Genomic DNA, 14,960 nt, shown 5'->3' on the forward strand with positions numbered 1-14,960 from the left:
GAAAAGCAGCCGAAAACGGGCCTTTTGCGTCTGCTCGCGAGGGAACGCAACTTCGCGAGGCAACGCAAGTGCACTTCGACGACGTGGCGGTCGGCGAGGCCATCCCGGCGCTGACGGTCACCGTCGACGAGACACAGATGTTCTTCTTCAGTGCCGCCACCTACAACGGCCATCGCATCCACTACGACAAGGAGTGGGCGCGCGATCGCGAAGGCTACGACACCGTGCTCGTGCAGGGACCGCTGCAGGCAGCGTTGCTGTCGCGCGCGCTGACCGACTGGATCGGCGGTGGCGGCCGCCTTGTCGCGTTCTCCGTGCAGAACCGCGCGATCGCACTGCCCGGCCAGGAGTTGACGTTCGGCGGCACCGTGACCGGCAAACGCGATGACGGACTGGTCGATCTCGACATCGGTTGCAAGCGTGGCGACGACGTACTGATGCCGGGCACCGCGACGGTCGCCCTGCCGCAGCGGAGCGCCCAGTGACGGGCCTGCGCGGCGAGGCCGCCATCGTCGGCATCGCCGAACTGCCCGCTGAGAAGAAGCAGAGCGCACCGCCGTCGTTCACCCTTGATCAATACGCGCGGCTCGCGAAGATGGTGATCGAGGATGCGGGTGTGGATCCCGTTGTCGTGAACGGTCTTTCGACGCACGGCATCGCGGAGTCGACCATGTTCGCGCCCGCCACGCTGTCGGAGTATCTCGGGCTGCCGCTCGACTTCGGCGACCGCGTCGACCTCGGCGGTGCGACCGCGGCGGGCATGGTGTGGCGTGCCGCCGCGGCCGTCGAGCTGGGTCAGTGCGACGCGGTCCTCGTCGTCATGCCCGGATCGACCGAGATTCCCCGATCGGAGGCCAAGCCCGGCCGAACGCTGAGCTGGTTCGGCGCGTCGAGCAATAACTACGGGTCGCCGCAGGCGGAGTTCGAGATCCCGTACGGCAATGTCGGGCAGAACGGCCCGTACGCGCAGATCGCGCAGCGCTACGGCCACGAGTTCGGTTATGACGCAGCGGCTCTGGCCCGCATCGCGGTGCATCAGCGTGAGAATGCGTGCGCGCACCCGGGGGCCGTCTTCCACGGCAAGCCGATCACCGTCGACGACGTGCTGAACAGCCCGGTGATCGCCGACCCGATCCACATGCTCGAAACCGTGATGCGGGTGCAGGGCGGTGCGGGCGTGCTGATCGCCAACGCCGAAGTCGCCCGGGCATCCCGTCACCGGCCGGTGTGGATCAAGGGCTTCGGGGAGCACATCCGATTCAAGACACCGACCTACGCCGACGATCTTCTCCGCACGCCGATCGCACGCGCCGCCGAACGTGCGTTCTCCATGGCGGGCCTTCCCCGCTCCGACATCGACATGGCCTCGATCTACGACTGCTACACCATCACGGTGTTGATGACGCTGGAGGACGCCGGCTTCTGCGGCAAGGGTGAGGGCATGACGTGGCTGACCGACCACGACCTGACGTTTCGCGGCGACTTCCCTGTCAACACCGCGGGCGGGCAGCTGTCCTACGGTCAGGCCGGGATGGCGGGCGGCATGCACCACGTCGTCGACGGCGCCCGTCAGGTCATGGGCCGCGCGGGCGACGCGCAGGTCGCCGACTGCAACACCGCGTTCGTCACGGGCAACGGCGGCATCATGAGCGAGCAGGTCGCGCTGATCCTCGGCGGTGATCGATGAGCGCGCCGCTGCCGGAGCCGACTCCGGTGTCGCAGCCGTTCTGGGATGCGTTGCGCCAGCGCAGATTACTGATTCAGTACTCGCCGTCGACGGGCCGCTACGTGTTCTACCCGCGGACGCTGGCGCCGGGGACGCTTGCCGACGACCTCGAGTGGCGTGAGATCGACGGCGCCGGATCGCTGTACACCTTCACCGTCGCGCACAAACCGACCGGTCCGCCGTGGGCGGAGAAGCTGCCGCAGCTGCTGGCGGTCGTCGAGTGGGACGTCGGGCCGAAGGTCAGCACGGAACTCGTAGACGTCGAGCCCGACGACATCCGAATCGGGATGCGGGTCGAGCCGGTGTTCGTCGATGTGCCCGATGCGGGCGTCACGCTGTTGAAGTATCGGTCGGCTTCGGAGCGAGGCTTGTCCGAGCGACCAGGCAGCCATGTTTGAGACGGTGCAGCAGCTACTGCGATCGCGGATGGACGACGACGGCATCGCGATGCTGCACGGCGACAGGACGTGGACGTGGCGCGAACACCTTGCCGAAGCAGCGGCTGAGGCGTCGGCGCTCCTCGATGTGGCGGACGCGTCGCGGCCCATGCACGTCGGCGCGCTGCTGGGGAATACGCCCGCGATGCTGCGGTCGATGGCCGCGGCGGCGCTCGGCGGCTACGTGCTGTGCGGGATCAACACGACGCGCCGCGGCGACGGGCTGGCCGCCGACATCCGGCGAGCGGACTGCCAGTTGGTGCTCGCCGACGCCGAGCACATGCCGCTGCTCGACGGCCTCGATCTCGGCGGTGCGACGGTCATCGAGGTCGACGGGCCCGGCTACCGCGCAGCTGTCGAATCCGCGGAACCGCTTGTACCGCATCGTGAAGTCGAGGGCATGGACCCCGTCGTCATGCTGTTCACGTCGGGCACAAGCGGCGACCCGAAGGCCGTGCGGTTCGCACACGCGATGGCGGTGCTGTGCGGCGCGAGCCTGGCCGAGCGTTTCGAGCTGACCGCCGACGACGTCTGCTACCTGTCGATGCCGCTGTTCCACTCCAACGGAGTGGCGGCGGGCTGGGCGGTGGCACTGGCGTGCGGCGCGGCGATGGTGCCGGAGAAGTTCTCGCCGTCACGGTTCCTGTCCGACATCCGCCGCTACGGCGCGACGTACATGAACTATGTCGGCAAGCCGCTGGCGCTGGTGTTGGGCACCGTCGAGAAGCCCGACGACGCCGACAACACGTTGAAGGCGGCGTTCGGCAACGAGGCGACCGAGCGCGACGTCGAGGAGTTCGCGCGGCGGTTCGGGTGCCGGGTGGTGGACAGCTTCGGCTCGAGCGAGTTCGCGGTCGTCGTGATGCGCGAGGACGGCTGCCCGTCGGGGTCGATCGGCAAGGGCTATCCGGGCGTCAGCGTCTACCACCCGGAAACGGTGACAGAATGCGCGCCAGCGGTTTTCGACGAGCACGGCGCGCTGACCAACTTCAACGAGGCGGTCGGTGAGCTTGTCAACACCTACGGTGTCGGCGGCTTCACCGGCTACTACAACGACGAGGCCGCGACTCAGCAGCGGATGCGGCACGGCATGTACTGGTCGGGCGATCTGGCCTACCGCGACAAGGACGGCTGGATCTACCTGGCCGGTCGCACCGCGGACTGGATGCGGGTCGACGGGGAGAACCTCGCTGCGGGCCCGATCGAGCGGATCCTGCAGCGGCTACCGGAGGTCAACCACGTCGCGGTGTACGCGGTGCCCGACGAGCGCGTCGGCGATCAGGTGATGGCGGCCGTCGTCCTCAATGACCGAGCCACGTTGTCGCCAAGGCGGTTCGAGGAGTTCTTGGCGTCGCAGCCTGACCTGTCACCGAAGGCATGGCCCAGATTTGTGCGCATCAACGACGCGCTGCCGCAGACGGCGACCAACAAGATCCTCAAGCGCGCGCTGATCGGTGAAGGCGTGAGCGCGGGCGACGGCGTGCTGTGGGAACGCGAGCCGAGAGGCCGCCGCTACTCAGCGATTTCGGCGCGCTCGCGTGCGCTCACCGTCGATTAGCGCGCCGAAATCACAATTCAGCGGTATTCGACCTGCCAGTGCTTGATGCCATTGATCATGCTGTGCCGCAGCCGCTCGGGCGCGGCGACCGGTGTCAGGTCGGGGATGTGGTCGGCGATCGCGTTGAACATCAGGTCGATGGTCATCCGTGCGAGGTTGGCGCCGACGCAGTAATGCGCACCCGTGCCGCCGAATCCGAGGTGCGGGTTCGGGTCTCGCGTGATGTCGAACGCGTACGGGTCGTCGAAGACGTCCTCGTCGAAGTTCGCCGAACGGTAGAAGAGAACCAGCCGCTGGCCCTTCTTGATCTTCACGCCGCCGAGCTCGGTGTCGACCAGCGCCGTGCGCTGGAACGCGGTGATCGGCGAGGCCCAGCGGATGATCTCGTCGGCGGCGGTCTTCGGCCGCTGCGCCTTGAACAGCTCCCACTGCTCGGGGAACTCGGTGAACGCCATCATGCCCTGGGTGATGGAGTTGCGCGTCGTTTCGTTACCCGCCACCGTCAACGTCACGACGAACATGCCGAACTCGGCCTCGGTGAGATTGCCCTCGGCTTCGGAGTCGATCAGCGTGCTGACGATGTCCTCGCCCGGCTCCTCCTTCTTGCGCGCCGCCAATTGCATGGCATACCAGATCAACTCGGCCGTCGACTCCAGCGGGTTGAAGTCGGCGAACTCGGGATCCTCCTCGCCGCCGATCATCTGGTTCGTCCAGTCGAAGAGCTTGCCCCGGTCCTCCAGCGGCACACCGAGCAGCTCGGCGATGGCCTGCAGCGGCAGCTCGGCGGCGACCTGGAGAACGAAGTCGCCGGCGCCCTCCGCAGCTGCCTCCTCGGCGATGCGCTGCGCACGCTCGCTGAGTTCGGCGCGCAGCCGCTCGACGGCCCGCGGCGTGAACCCGCGGGAGATGATCTTGCGCAGCCGGGTGTGCTCGGGGTCGTCCATCATGATCAGAGACAGGGCGCCGGCCTCGATCTGACCGCCGCCGCCGGTCACCTTGTAGCGCGGCACGATCGACTTCTTCGCCGACGAGAACACGTCGCTGCGCAGTGAGACCTCGCGGACGTCGCGGTGCTTGCTCACCACCCAGAAGCCGCCGTCGCCGAACCCGCCCACATCGGGCGGCTGTTCGTTCCACCAGATCGGCTCGGTGCGGCGAACCTCGGCGAACTCCTCCATCGGCAGCCGGGAGGCGTAGATCTCGTGATCGGTGAAGTCGAAGCCCGGCGGCAGGTTGGGGGTGGCGTGCTCGCGAGGAGCGGATGGGCACATGCCGTAACCTCCTCAGGCTCGCTTTCGGTGATCGTAGCCAGCGATCGTGCACTACCGTTGCCGAACATGGACGATGGCGTGCAGAAGTTCATGCAGGCCACCAACGACGCGTTTCCCGCCGTGGAGACCATGACCGCCCATGAGGCGCGCGCGTTTCTGGCTGGGCGACGCCTGGCGGTCACCAACCTCGGCGATGTGGCCAGCGCCGACGACCGCACGATCCCCGGCCCTGACGGCGACCTGCGGGTCCGGATCTACCGCCCGCACGGGTCCGCAGGCCCGCGGCCCGCCGTGGTGTTCGCGCACGGTGGCGGCTTCGTCCTCTGCGACCTCGACTCGCACGACGGCTTCTGCCGGGCGATGTCGCGGTACACCGAAGCCGTCGTCGTCTCGGTGGACTATCGCCTCGCGCCCGAGCACCGCGCACCGGCGGCCGCGGAGGACGTGTTCGCCGCCTTCGGCTGGGTGGCGAACCACGCCGACGAACTCGGCGTCGACCCGTCGCGGGTGCTCGTCGCCGGCGACAGCGCAGGCGGCAATCTCGCTGCGGTCACCGCGCTGATGTGTCGCGAACGCGGCGCGCCGATGCCCGCCGGCCAGGTGCTGCTGTATCCGGCCATCGAGCCGTTCTTCGACACCGAGAGCTACCGCATGTACTCCACCGGCTACGTCAACACCCGCGACGCGATGCAGTACTACTGGCGGGAGTACCTCGACGACAAGATGCCGTCGCCGGAGTACCTGGTGGCACCCGCGCGGGCCGAATCGCATGACGGCCTGCCGCCCGCGGTGATGGTGACGGCCGGGTTCGACGTGCTGCAGAGCGAGGGCGGCTCGTATGCTCAACGGCTTCGTGCCGCCAATGTGCCTGTGCTGCATCGCGATTACCCCGGCCTCTTCCACGGCTTCGTGACGATGATGCAGTTCCGCGCCGGTGAGGCCGCGCGTGAATTGCTGTGGTTCGACATGCGGCGACTGCTGGCGGTCAACGAGCTCGCGGGAGTCGAGGCATGAGGTACGACGCGATCGTCATCGGCGCCGGGTTCGCCGGTCTGTACGCGGTGCACCGCTGCCTGTCGGAGGGCCTGTCGGTGCTGGGCATCGAGGCGGCGCCGAGCGTCGGCGGCACCTGGTACTGGAACCGCTACCCCGGCGCGCGCTGCGACGTCGAAAGCGTCGACTACTCCTACTCGTTCGACGAGAACCTGCAGAGCGAATGGTCGTGGACCGAGCGCTTCGCGGCGCAGCCGGAAATCCTCGCCTACCTCGACCACGTCGCCGACCGGTTCGACCTGCGCGGGCACTACCGGTTCGGCACCGAGGTCGTCGGCGCGCAGTTCGACGCGGGCGAGTGGCTGGTGCGGACGTCGACGGGGGAGGAGCACCGCGCCCGCTTCCTGCTGTGCGCGACGGGCTGCCTTTCGGCGGTGAACCGGCCCGACATCGCGGGCGTCGACGACTTCGCGGGCGACCTCTATTACACAGCGGCGTGGCCGCGCGAGGACCCGCCATTGCGCGGCAAGAGGATCGGCCTCATCGGCACCGGCTCGTCCGGTATCCAGGTGACGCCGATCCTCGCCGAACAGGCCGAGTCGCTGGTCGTGTTCCAACGTTCGCCGAACTACACGATCCCGATGCCGAACTATCCGTGGTCGGACGAGGACCTGCAGCGCATCCGGCGGGAGTATCCGGAGCGCAGGAAGCGTTCGGCGTATGCGGGCGCGGGCACACCGCACGGTACGTTTCACAAGACCGCGCTCGACGCCGGTCCCGAGGAGCGGCTCGAGGCGATGTGGGCGCGCTGGCGCGACGGCGGCGTGCTCTTTGCCAAGACGTTCCCCGATCAGGGTTCGGTGCTCGCTGCCAACGACATCGCGCGGCAGTTCGCCGAGGACCGCATCCGTGACATCGTCGACGACGCCACCGTCGCCGAGGACCTGATCCCCACCGATCACCCGATCGGAACGAAACGCATCTGCACCGACGCGGGCTACTACGCGACGTTCAACCGCGACAACGTCCGGCTGGTCAACCTGCGACGGGAACCGATCGAGGCCATCGTCGCGCACGGCGTTCGCACGAGCGAGGCGACCTATGACTGCGATGTCCTCGTTTTCGCAACGGGTTTCGACGCGCTGACGGGTGCGATGACGCGCATCGATCCGGTCGGGCCTTACGGCGACCGGCTTTCGGAGCTGTGGGCGGACGGTCCGGTCACCTTCCTCGGGGTGATGATGCCGCGGCTGCCGAACCTGTTCAGCTTCAGCGGGCCGGGCAGCCCGTCGGTGCTGGCGAACATGGTGCTGCACGCCGAGGTGCAGGTCGATTGGGCGGTCGAACTCATGGTGGAAGCCAGGCGGCACGGGATCGCCGAGGTCGAGCCGCGCCGCGATGCCGCCGAGGCCTGGACCGCCCACGTCGCCGAGGTGGCCGAGCGGACGCTGTTCCCCAAGGCGCGGTCTTCGTGGTACCTGGGCTCCAACATCGACGGCAAGAAGCGTGTCTTCATGCCGTACATCGGTGGCTTCGGCAAGTACCGCACGTCGCTGGAAGATGTTGCGGCACAGGGATATCCGGGAATGGTGCTGACGACGCGCTGACAGCAGCCGAGACACGCGCGAGGCGTCGGACCGACACGAATCACCGGCCTGCGCGACGGGGTGTAGGCTTGAGTTTCGGCACTTCATCTCTGCAGTGTCGGGAATGACTGGCCGCCGTGATCGATCAGCTTGCGAACCGAACGCTGTTCGCGCTCGTCACTCCATACGGTCAGCGCGCAACAAACCTCAAAGGAATTTGATTTATGGATTCATCCGATCTGTTCTCGCATCCCGTTAAGCACGAGACGGTTCCCAAAAGCGACGCGTCGTCGGAGGAAGTGCAGTCACCTGCCTTCTCCGATGCCACTCCGCCGTCGAGTGAACCGCGACAGTCGTGAATGGGTTGACGGGAACGCGGCGGTTGGCGCGGCCCGTCAGACTGACCCTCGCCGGGCAACTCGGCGGTGACATCGACGGCGCATGGTGGCCCTACTCGAATTCGGTGGCACAGGAGCTTCCCGGGCTGATCGAGGGCCTTCACGAGCCACTCGGCGAGATTGTCGACATCCGCATCAACTGGCCGGTCACCGAGGGCCCGCTTGACCTCGAGACGCTGGTCGGAGGCACGCGCCGGGTGGTGACGACTACGTGCAGGCGGATGCGCCTCATGCATGTGGACGGCAGGCGCGGTTGCGCGAGACTGCTGGTCGTGCCGCATATGACGTCGACAGACCTCGGCGGGCTGGTCATGCGTGGTGCAGCGGCGATGCCTGTGCTCGGGCTCGAGCGGGACAGCCGAATGTTCGCGACAGCCGAACTCGTCGTCCGCACCGCCCAGGTGGAAAGCGCTCAGTGGGTCGCGCGGATGCGCAGCGCGGAGACCGTCAGCGGGTCCTGAATCGCGGATAGTTTCGGTGACCGCTGGCCGGTTCCGACGCGCGCGGTGGTGGGTACTTCCGCTGCACAATGAGTTTCAAGTCTGCCGTCAACCGGGCCACCGGCAACGCTGCACTGCAGCGGGTGGCCAGGGCCGGCTATCTGATCAGCGGCACGCTGCACCTTCTCGTCGCGAGCATCATCGTGCGGATCGCGCTCGGCTCCTCGGGAGAGGCGGATCAGACGGGCGCGCTGGCCACGCTTGCGAGCAGACCGTTGGGTACTCCGACGCTGTATGTCGTCACCGCAGGCCTGATCGCGCTGGCGTTGTGGCGACTGTCCGAGAGCGTGCTGGGCCTGCACCCTGCCGAGCACTCCCATGCGCACCAGCGTGACTCGCCGATCACTCACCGGCTCAAGGCCTTCGGGTTGGCGCTGGTTTACGGCGCAGTGGCCGCGACGGCGATCCAGTTCGCCCTCGGCACCCATTCGCGAGGAAGCCGCCGGACGGCCGGTTTGAGCGCCAAGCTGATGCAGTCCGGCGGCGGCAAGGTCCTTCTGGTGGCCGTCGGCGTCGTCATCCTCGTCATCGGCGCGTACTACGCGCACAAGGGCGCGACGCGGAAGTTCCTCAACGACCTCAACGCCGACGGCGGGCGGCTGTTGACGGCATTGGGCGTCTGCGGCCACGTGGCCGAGGGCCTGGTGCTGTCGGCGGCGGGCATACTCCTGATCGCGGCGACGGTTCTCGACGACCCGGCCAAGGCGACCGGACTGGACGGCGCGGTCAAGGCGCTCGGCTCGACCCAGTTCGGCGGGGTCATATTGATCATCGCCGCAGCGGGTTTCGCGGCATACGGTCTCTACAGTCTGGCGTTGACGCGGTACTCGCGAATGTGACGGGCTCAGTCGTGCACCGCTTTGGCGAGCGCGACATAACGCGTCAGGTTGTCGGGATCGGCGATCGCGGCCCGCACGACGCGGATGGCGACGTACGCGCGGGCGCGGTCCTCGTCGAGGCCTGCGGAGTCGACCAGCGCGTAGAACCGTCGCTGCACGCCGAAGCGGATGTTGTCGGCGATGTTGTCCCAGCGGTGCCACAGCATCGGCGCTATCTCGTAGTGCGGGTCGCCGTTGACAGGCTTCGGCGAGACGGCGAGCCACGGCGCGCGGTCGGCGGCGAGCACGTTGCCGTAATGGAGATCGCCGTGCAGGACGGCGTCGGCAGGCTCGGGTGCGAGTTCGCGGCACAGCACGACGGCCTGTTCGACCAGGCGGTGCGGGATCGCCGCGCTGCGCGGCAGCCCGGCGAACTCGTCGGCCCACTGCGCGAGGAGCGTGGACAGCGACGGCAACTGCGGCATCGCGGGCACGTGTAGCCGTGGGTAGAGGGTGGCGACCGCCGCGCAGGCCTCCGCGTCGACCAGACCGTCGAGCGACGTGGTGTGCAGCCGCTCCAACAGCAGGGCCCGTCGGTGCGGATCGGCCCGCAGCAGCCGCACAGCGCCCTCGCCGTTCCACCGCCGCAGTACCAGATGCTCGTGGGCGGAATGCCCGATCTTGAGCACGGCCGGCTCACCGTCGGATGACCGCACGGGCAGCACCGAGGACCGGGAGCCGCGCACGACGTCGCCGTCGGCTCGCAGGTCCCATTCGTCGACGAGGTCGTCGACCTCGCTCACGCGGGCAGCAGGGCGTCACACATCACGGGCAAGTCTCGCACCCGCACGCCGGTGGCGTGGTAGACGGCGTTGACGATCGCCGCGGCCGAGCCGACGATGCCGATCTCGCCCGCCCCGCGCGAGCCCATCGGGTTGGAGTGCTCGTCGACGCTGTCGAGCCAGATCGCGTCGATGTCACCGATGTCGGCGTGCGAACTGATGTGATAGGTCGCCAGGTCGTGAGTGACGATGTGGCCGAACCGGTGGTCGCGCACGCTCTCCTCGTGCAGCGCCATGGACAGCCCCATGGTCATGCCGCCGATCAGCTGGGACCGCAGCGTCGTCGGGTTGATGACCCGGCCGACCGAGAACACGCCGAGCCTCGGCGACGGGATGCAGCGCGTCGGTGTCGCCGAGGCCCGCCGCGGTGACGATCTGCGCGCCGTCGTGGGCGACGGCGAACGCGAGGCAGGTCGTCGCGCGCCTGCCGTCGAGCAGCACGGTGCACGATCCGCACTGGCCGTGGTCGCAGCCCTTCTTCGGCGCGGTGACGCCGAGGTGCTCGCGCAGCAGGTCCAACAGGGTCACGCGGTTGTCGATGCGTAGAGAGCGGGAGCTGCCGTCGACGTCGAGCGTGATGTCAGTGAAGTGGGCTGACTCCATCAGGGCGACGTACCCCGTAACCAGGGGCGCAAACAGTCAGCGCACGGCGATCGTCAACCGCGGATCTGGATGTTGTCCCCGCCGCGGCTGCATTCCGTGCCGAAGCCGTTGACCATCGCCTCGCCGGCCGACGGCGTCCAGCAATCCCATCCGTCGAAACGGATCCACGCGCCGTCGGGCGCGACGGAGAACTCGCTCAAATAGCGGTTGACGACGGCCATCGCGTCGGCGCAGGTGACGGTGCCCGATGCGACGACGACGTTGCCGGCAGGCGGAGCGCCGATGGCACCACATTCGTCACCGGCGCCGGCCGGCGCGACGGCGGGTTGGACCGACGCGGCGGCGACAACCAGTGCGGCCAGCCCGGCGCAGCGGCGAAACGACATGTCGAGACTGTACGACAGCGGCGCGTGCGGTTACCTGCCGTTGACGTGGGTATCAGGAGGCGGTGACTGAAGAGTGGGAATGCGCGGTCGTCGGAGCGGGCGCGGCGGGTCTGAGCGCCGCCCTCGTGCTGGGCAGGGCGCGTCGCCGAACGCTGGTGATCGACGCCGACGACCAGAGCAACCGGGCATCGGAGGTGATCGGCGGCCTGCTTGGCTATGACCGGCGTCCGCCCGCGGAGCTGTACGCCGCCGGCCGCGAGGAGCTCAAGGAGTATCCGGACGTCGATTTTCGGCACGGGACCGTTACCAGTGGCCGTCAGGTCCAGGGCGGTTTCCTGCTGGAGATCGACGGCGGCGACGAGATCTGCGCTCGCCGGGTTCTGCTGGCGACCGGTATGCGCTACCACCCGCCCGAGATTCCCGGGCTGACCGCATTGTGGGGCACGACGGTCTTCCAGTGCCCGTTCTGCCACGGCTGGGAGATGCGGGACAAGCGGTTGGCGGCGCTGGCGGCCGATGGCACCGCCATGCACGCTGCGCTGATGCTGCGCGGGTGGACCGAGGACCTCGTCCTGCTGACCGACGGTCCCCCGAAGTTGTCAGATGAGGACCACGAGATGCTGCGAGGTGCGAATGTGCGGATCGACGATCGACGAATCGTCGAATTGGTCGGCGAAGGCCGACAATTGACCGACATCGCGTTCGCCGACGGGGAGCGGTTGGCGCGGGACGGATTGCTCGTCGAGGCGCCGCTGCGGCAACGTTCACCGCTGGCCGAGCAACTGGGCGTCGAGTACAGATCGGGCGCGTGCGCCGTCGACGAGATCAAGGTCGACGAGATCTACCGGACGACGGTCGAAGGCGTCTTCGCCGCGGGCGACAACTGCACCGACCAGCCGCATCTGCCGAGCACGATGGAGAAGGGCTCGAAGGCGGCCATGATGGTGGTGCAGAGCCTGCTGTCCGAACTATTCGGAATGCCCTACCCGCCGACGTGACCGACCTCACGTCAGGCGATTTCCCAGCTCAGCAGCCCACCTGTAGGCTGGTGTCAACGTCGGCGGTCGAAAGACCAAGCCGACGACGTCGTAAGACACCTCCCAGACCGTGCACCATGCACAAGGTTTCCTCGCGGCGATCGATGTTGCCCACCGGCAATCTCGCCACACTTGTGCTATGCCGATTCACCCGGCGAAGCGCAACCGATGCCTGAAGGGCACTCACCATTACAAGCACACAATCCTTCGCTGATCTCTGCGTGGACGAACGACTCATCAGGTCGCTCGCGGCGCGCGGGATCGACGTCCCCTTCCCGATTCAGGAGAAGACGCTTCCCGACACGCTCGCCGGACGAGATGTGTTGGGCCGCGGCAAGACCGGCAGCGGTAAGACGCTCGCCTTCTCCATCCCACTGGTGACCCGGCTCGACGCCACGCAACGCCGCGGCCGTCCGAGCGGCCTGGTGCTGGCGCCCACCCGTGAGCTGGCGACCCAGATCGCAGCGACGCTCGAACCGCTGGCCCGCGCGCTCAACCTCAAAGTCACCACGATCTTCGGCGGTGTCTCGCAGAGCCGTCAGGAGAGCGCGCTGCGGTCAGGCGTCGACATCGTCGTCGCGTGCCCCGGCAGGCTCGAAGACCTGATGCGCCAGCGCGTCATCAGCCTCGATTCGGTCCAGGTCACGGTCATCGATGAAGCCGACCACATGGCTGACCTGGGCTTCCTGCCCGGCGTCACCAGGATCCTGGCCGCCACGCCCGCAGGCGGGCAGCGGATGCTGTTCTCCGCGACGCTGGACAACGGCGTCGACAAGCTGGTGAAGCGGTTTCTGCGGCAGCCGGTCACGCACTCCGTCGACGAAGTCAATTCGCCCGTGGCGCAGATGACCCACCACGTATTCCACGTGGGGGGTGTGCAGGCCAAGAAGGAACTGGTGCACCACCTCGCGTCGGGCACCGGACGGCGAATCCTCTTCATGCGCACCAAACATCAGGCCAAGAAGCTCGCCAAGCAGCTCAGCGAGGCCGGCGTGCCGTCAGTTGACCTGCACGGCAACCTTTCTCAGCCCGCGCGTGACCGCAACCTCGCCGCGTTCAGCAGCGGCGAAGCGCGCGTCCTCGTCGCAACCGACATCGCCGCTCGCGGCGTGCACGTCGACGAGGTCGAACTCGTCGTGCACGTCGATCCGCCGATGGAGCACAAGGCCTACCTGCACCGGTCCGGCCGCACCGCACGCGCGGGCAATGCCGGCGACGTCGTCACCGTCGTGCTGCCCGAGCAGCGCAGGGACACCAATGCGCTGATGCGCAAAGCGGGCATCAACGTCCGTCCGCAGGATGTCGTCGCGCACTCGGCGCCGGTCAGCGCGCTGGTCGGCGACATCGCACCGTTGCGCAAGTCCGCTCCTCGCACCGACCAGCCCGCCAGGGCACAGGCCGTCGCGAAGGCGGGCGGAAACGGGAACCGGCGTCGTCGCAAGCCGGGTGCGAGGTCCGGGTCGGGCGGCTCGGGCGGCGCAGGCGGCGGCCAACCGCACACCCGCAACCACGCCGGCCGTCGGCGCGCTGTCTCCCGATAGTGCCGCTCGTACGGCGAAAAATGTTTTGCCACAATTGAATTGGGCAATCAAGGTTATCCATGATAGCCTTGCCTAGGATGTTGTTCTACATCCGTACAAAGTGAAAGAAGTAAGCAAGTATGACGCAGGGCACTGTGAAATGGTTCAACGGCGATAAGGGCTTCGGCTTCATCGCCCCCGACGGCGACGGCGCAGACGTGTTCGTCCACTATTCAGAGATCCAGGGCAACGGCTACAAGTCGCTCGAGGAGAACCAGAGGGTGGAGTTCGATATCGAACAGGGCCAGAAGGGTCCTCAGGCGGTCAAAGTAACGGCCGTCTGACATCCGTTATCCAATGTGGGCTGGTGGGTTTTCCTACCAGCCCACTTCTCTGTTCCGGGGACGTGCCGACCACTGCCGCTCATGTTCAGCAGGCGCGCCGCTCGGTAGAGGTGCGATGATCAGTCGATGAGGCGAGAAGTCGGTGTCGAACTCGACGTCGAGATCGTCGCGCCGACGACGTTGGAGTTCCAGATCGCCGTTGCGCCGCATCCCACGGCGGAGGTGTCCGAAACGCTGTCGTTCCTGTTGGACGGAAAGCCGCTGGAGCCTCTGGAGGTCACCGGTGTACACGGCAATCGCATTCACAAGATGGACGCCGCGACCGGCAATCTGAAGGTCAATTACGCCGCGACGGTCGTCGGTCGGACCGATCCGGCGCCGGTCACCGAATACGACCTCTCGATGTATCTTCGTCCGAGCCGTTATGCGGAGGCCGACAAGTTCTTTGGTTTCGCCGCAACAGAATTCGGCAAGTACGGCGATTCGACCACCCTCCTGGAGAAGGTGTCCTCCTGGGTGGGCACGCGGCTCAAGTACGTGCCAGGGTCAAGCGACCCGATCGACGGCGCGGCGGACACGTTGCTCGCAGGCGAAGGCGTGTGCCGCGACTACGCACACCTGGTCGTCGCGCTGTTACGGGCCGTGAACGTCCCCGCCCGCCTCGTGTCGGTGTATGCGCCGGGGCTGTATCCGATGGACTTCCACGCGGTCGCCGAGGCGTTCGTCGAGGGGCAATGGCGGGTGGTCGACGCCACCCTGTTGGCCCCGCGGCAGACCTTGGTGCGTATCGCCACCGGACGCGACGCCGCCGACACCGCATTCCTCGATAACCACGGTGGCCCGGTGAACCTGGACAAACTTCTCGTCACGGCGATCGTCGACGGCGACCTGCCGAGGGACTCGATCGATCAGTTGGTGTGCATCGGCTGAGGCTGGTACGC

At 67.4% G+C, this 14,960-nt stretch carries 15 protein-coding genes and 2 pseudogenes; 12 read left to right on the top strand and 5 right to left on the bottom strand.

Going from position 1 to position 14,960, the window contains the following annotated elements; all coding sequences use genetic code 11:
* The first annotated feature begins 68 nt into the window (after window positions 1-68).
* The 4 genes from C6A82_RS03790 to fadD1 are packed head-to-tail and all read left to right on the top strand — an operon-like array spanning window position 69 to window position 3,721.
* The gene (locus tag C6A82_RS03790) at window positions 69-485 is read left to right on the top strand and encodes a MaoC/PaaZ C-terminal domain-containing protein (RefSeq protein WP_105342690.1); all 417 of its coding nucleotides are present in this window, start codon (window positions 69-71) and stop codon (window positions 483-485) included.
* A complete protein-coding gene (locus C6A82_RS03795; RefSeq protein WP_105342677.1) occupies window positions 482-1,687 on the top strand; it encodes a thiolase family protein in 1,206 nt (401 codons plus the stop codon). The genes C6A82_RS03790 and C6A82_RS03795 overlap by 4 nt, the downstream gene beginning before the upstream one ends.
* Window positions 1,684-2,124, top strand: a complete 441-nt coding sequence (locus tag C6A82_RS03800) for a Zn-ribbon domain-containing OB-fold protein (RefSeq protein WP_105342679.1) — start codon at window positions 1,684-1,686, stop codon at window positions 2,122-2,124. The genes C6A82_RS03795 and C6A82_RS03800 overlap by 4 nt, the downstream gene beginning before the upstream one ends.
* Window positions 2,117-3,721 carry a fatty-acid--CoA ligase FadD1 gene (gene fadD1, locus C6A82_RS03805; protein WP_105342681.1) on the top strand — a complete coding sequence of 535 codons (1,605 nt, stop codon included), beginning with the start codon at window positions 2,117-2,119 and terminating at the stop codon, window positions 3,719-3,721. The genes C6A82_RS03800 and fadD1 overlap by 8 nt, the downstream gene beginning before the upstream one ends.
* 17 nt (window positions 3,722-3,738) lie before the next feature.
* Here the strand turns inward: fadD1 and C6A82_RS03810 are convergent, their stop codons facing one another.
* A complete protein-coding gene (locus C6A82_RS03810; protein WP_105342682.1) occupies window positions 3,739-4,992 on the bottom strand; it encodes a cytochrome P450 in 1,254 nt (417 codons plus the stop codon).
* Window positions 4,993-5,058: 66 nt separating this feature from the next.
* Here C6A82_RS03810 and C6A82_RS03815 point away from each other — a divergent pair, with 66 nt between their 5' ends.
* From C6A82_RS03815 to C6A82_RS03830, 4 genes are all read left to right on the top strand, one after another.
* Window positions 5,059-6,006: an alpha/beta hydrolase gene (locus C6A82_RS03815; protein WP_105342684.1), complete on the top strand. Its 948-nt coding sequence runs from the start codon at window positions 5,059-5,061 to the stop codon at window positions 6,004-6,006.
* Window positions 6,003-7,592, top strand: coding sequence for an NAD(P)/FAD-dependent oxidoreductase (locus C6A82_RS03820; RefSeq protein WP_105342686.1), 1,590 nt, complete (start codon window positions 6,003-6,005; stop codon window positions 7,590-7,592). The genes C6A82_RS03815 and C6A82_RS03820 overlap by 4 nt, the downstream gene beginning before the upstream one ends.
* Window positions 7,593-7,926: 334 nt before the next feature.
* Entirely contained in the window at window positions 7,927-8,430 is a 504-nt protein-coding gene (locus C6A82_RS03825) for a DUF5994 family protein (protein WP_105342688.1), read from the top strand.
* 68 nt (window positions 8,431-8,498) lie between these two features.
* Complete coding sequence (locus C6A82_RS03830; protein ID WP_311101668.1) at window positions 8,499-9,308, top strand: DUF1206 domain-containing protein; 810 nt, start codon at window positions 8,499-8,501, stop codon at window positions 9,306-9,308.
* A 5-nt stretch (window positions 9,309-9,313) separates the two neighbouring features.
* Here C6A82_RS03830 and C6A82_RS03835 read toward each other — a convergent pair whose 3' ends face one another.
* The 4 genes and pseudogenes from C6A82_RS03835 to C6A82_RS03850 all read right to left on the bottom strand — a co-directional run bounded on the left by C6A82_RS03835 (window position 9,314) and on the right by C6A82_RS03850 (window position 11,118).
* Complete coding sequence (locus C6A82_RS03835) at window positions 9,314-10,090, bottom strand: aminoglycoside phosphotransferase family protein (RefSeq protein ID WP_105342055.1); 777 nt, start codon at window positions 10,088-10,090, stop codon at window positions 9,314-9,316.
* A pseudogene (locus C6A82_RS03840) lies at window positions 10,087-10,449 on the bottom strand (molybdopterin cofactor-binding domain-containing protein); the annotation flags it as partial. The gene C6A82_RS03835 and the pseudogene C6A82_RS03840, both read right to left, overlap by 4 nt.
* Window positions 10,448-10,732 (bottom strand): annotated as a pseudogene (locus C6A82_RS03845) ((2Fe-2S)-binding protein); the annotation flags it as partial. The pseudogenes C6A82_RS03840 and C6A82_RS03845, both read right to left, overlap by 2 nt.
* Before the next feature lie 53 nt (window positions 10,733-10,785).
* Complete coding sequence (locus tag C6A82_RS03850) at window positions 10,786-11,118, bottom strand: hypothetical protein (protein ID WP_105342057.1); 333 nt, start codon at window positions 11,116-11,118, stop codon at window positions 10,786-10,788.
* A 62-nt stretch (window positions 11,119-11,180) separates the two neighbouring features.
* Between C6A82_RS03850 and C6A82_RS03855 the strand changes: the two genes are divergently transcribed.
* From C6A82_RS03855 to C6A82_RS03870, 4 genes are all read left to right on the top strand, one after another.
* A complete protein-coding gene (locus C6A82_RS03855) occupies window positions 11,181-12,116 on the top strand; it encodes an NAD(P)/FAD-dependent oxidoreductase (RefSeq protein ID WP_105342059.1) in 936 nt (311 codons plus the stop codon).
* Between the two features lie 227 nt (window positions 12,117-12,343).
* Window positions 12,344-13,696: a DEAD/DEAH box helicase gene (locus C6A82_RS03860; RefSeq protein WP_105342061.1), complete on the top strand. Its 1,353-nt coding sequence runs from the start codon at window positions 12,344-12,346 to the stop codon at window positions 13,694-13,696.
* A gap of 119 nt (window positions 13,697-13,815) precedes the next feature.
* On the top strand, window positions 13,816-14,019 hold the full coding sequence (locus C6A82_RS03865; protein WP_105342062.1) for a cold-shock protein: 204 nt from the start codon (window positions 13,816-13,818) through the stop codon (window positions 14,017-14,019).
* 126 nt (window positions 14,020-14,145) lie between these two features.
* Window positions 14,146-14,949 (top strand): transglutaminase family protein, encoded by an 804-nt coding sequence (locus C6A82_RS03870; RefSeq protein WP_105342064.1) that lies wholly within the window; start codon window positions 14,146-14,148, stop codon window positions 14,947-14,949.
* Window positions 14,950-14,960: the final 11 nt, after the last annotated feature.

Origin of the sequence: Mycobacterium sp. ITM-2016-00318, assembly GCF_002968285.2 — a bacterium.
GTDB lineage: Bacteria > Actinomycetota > Actinomycetes > Mycobacteriales > Mycobacteriaceae > Mycobacterium.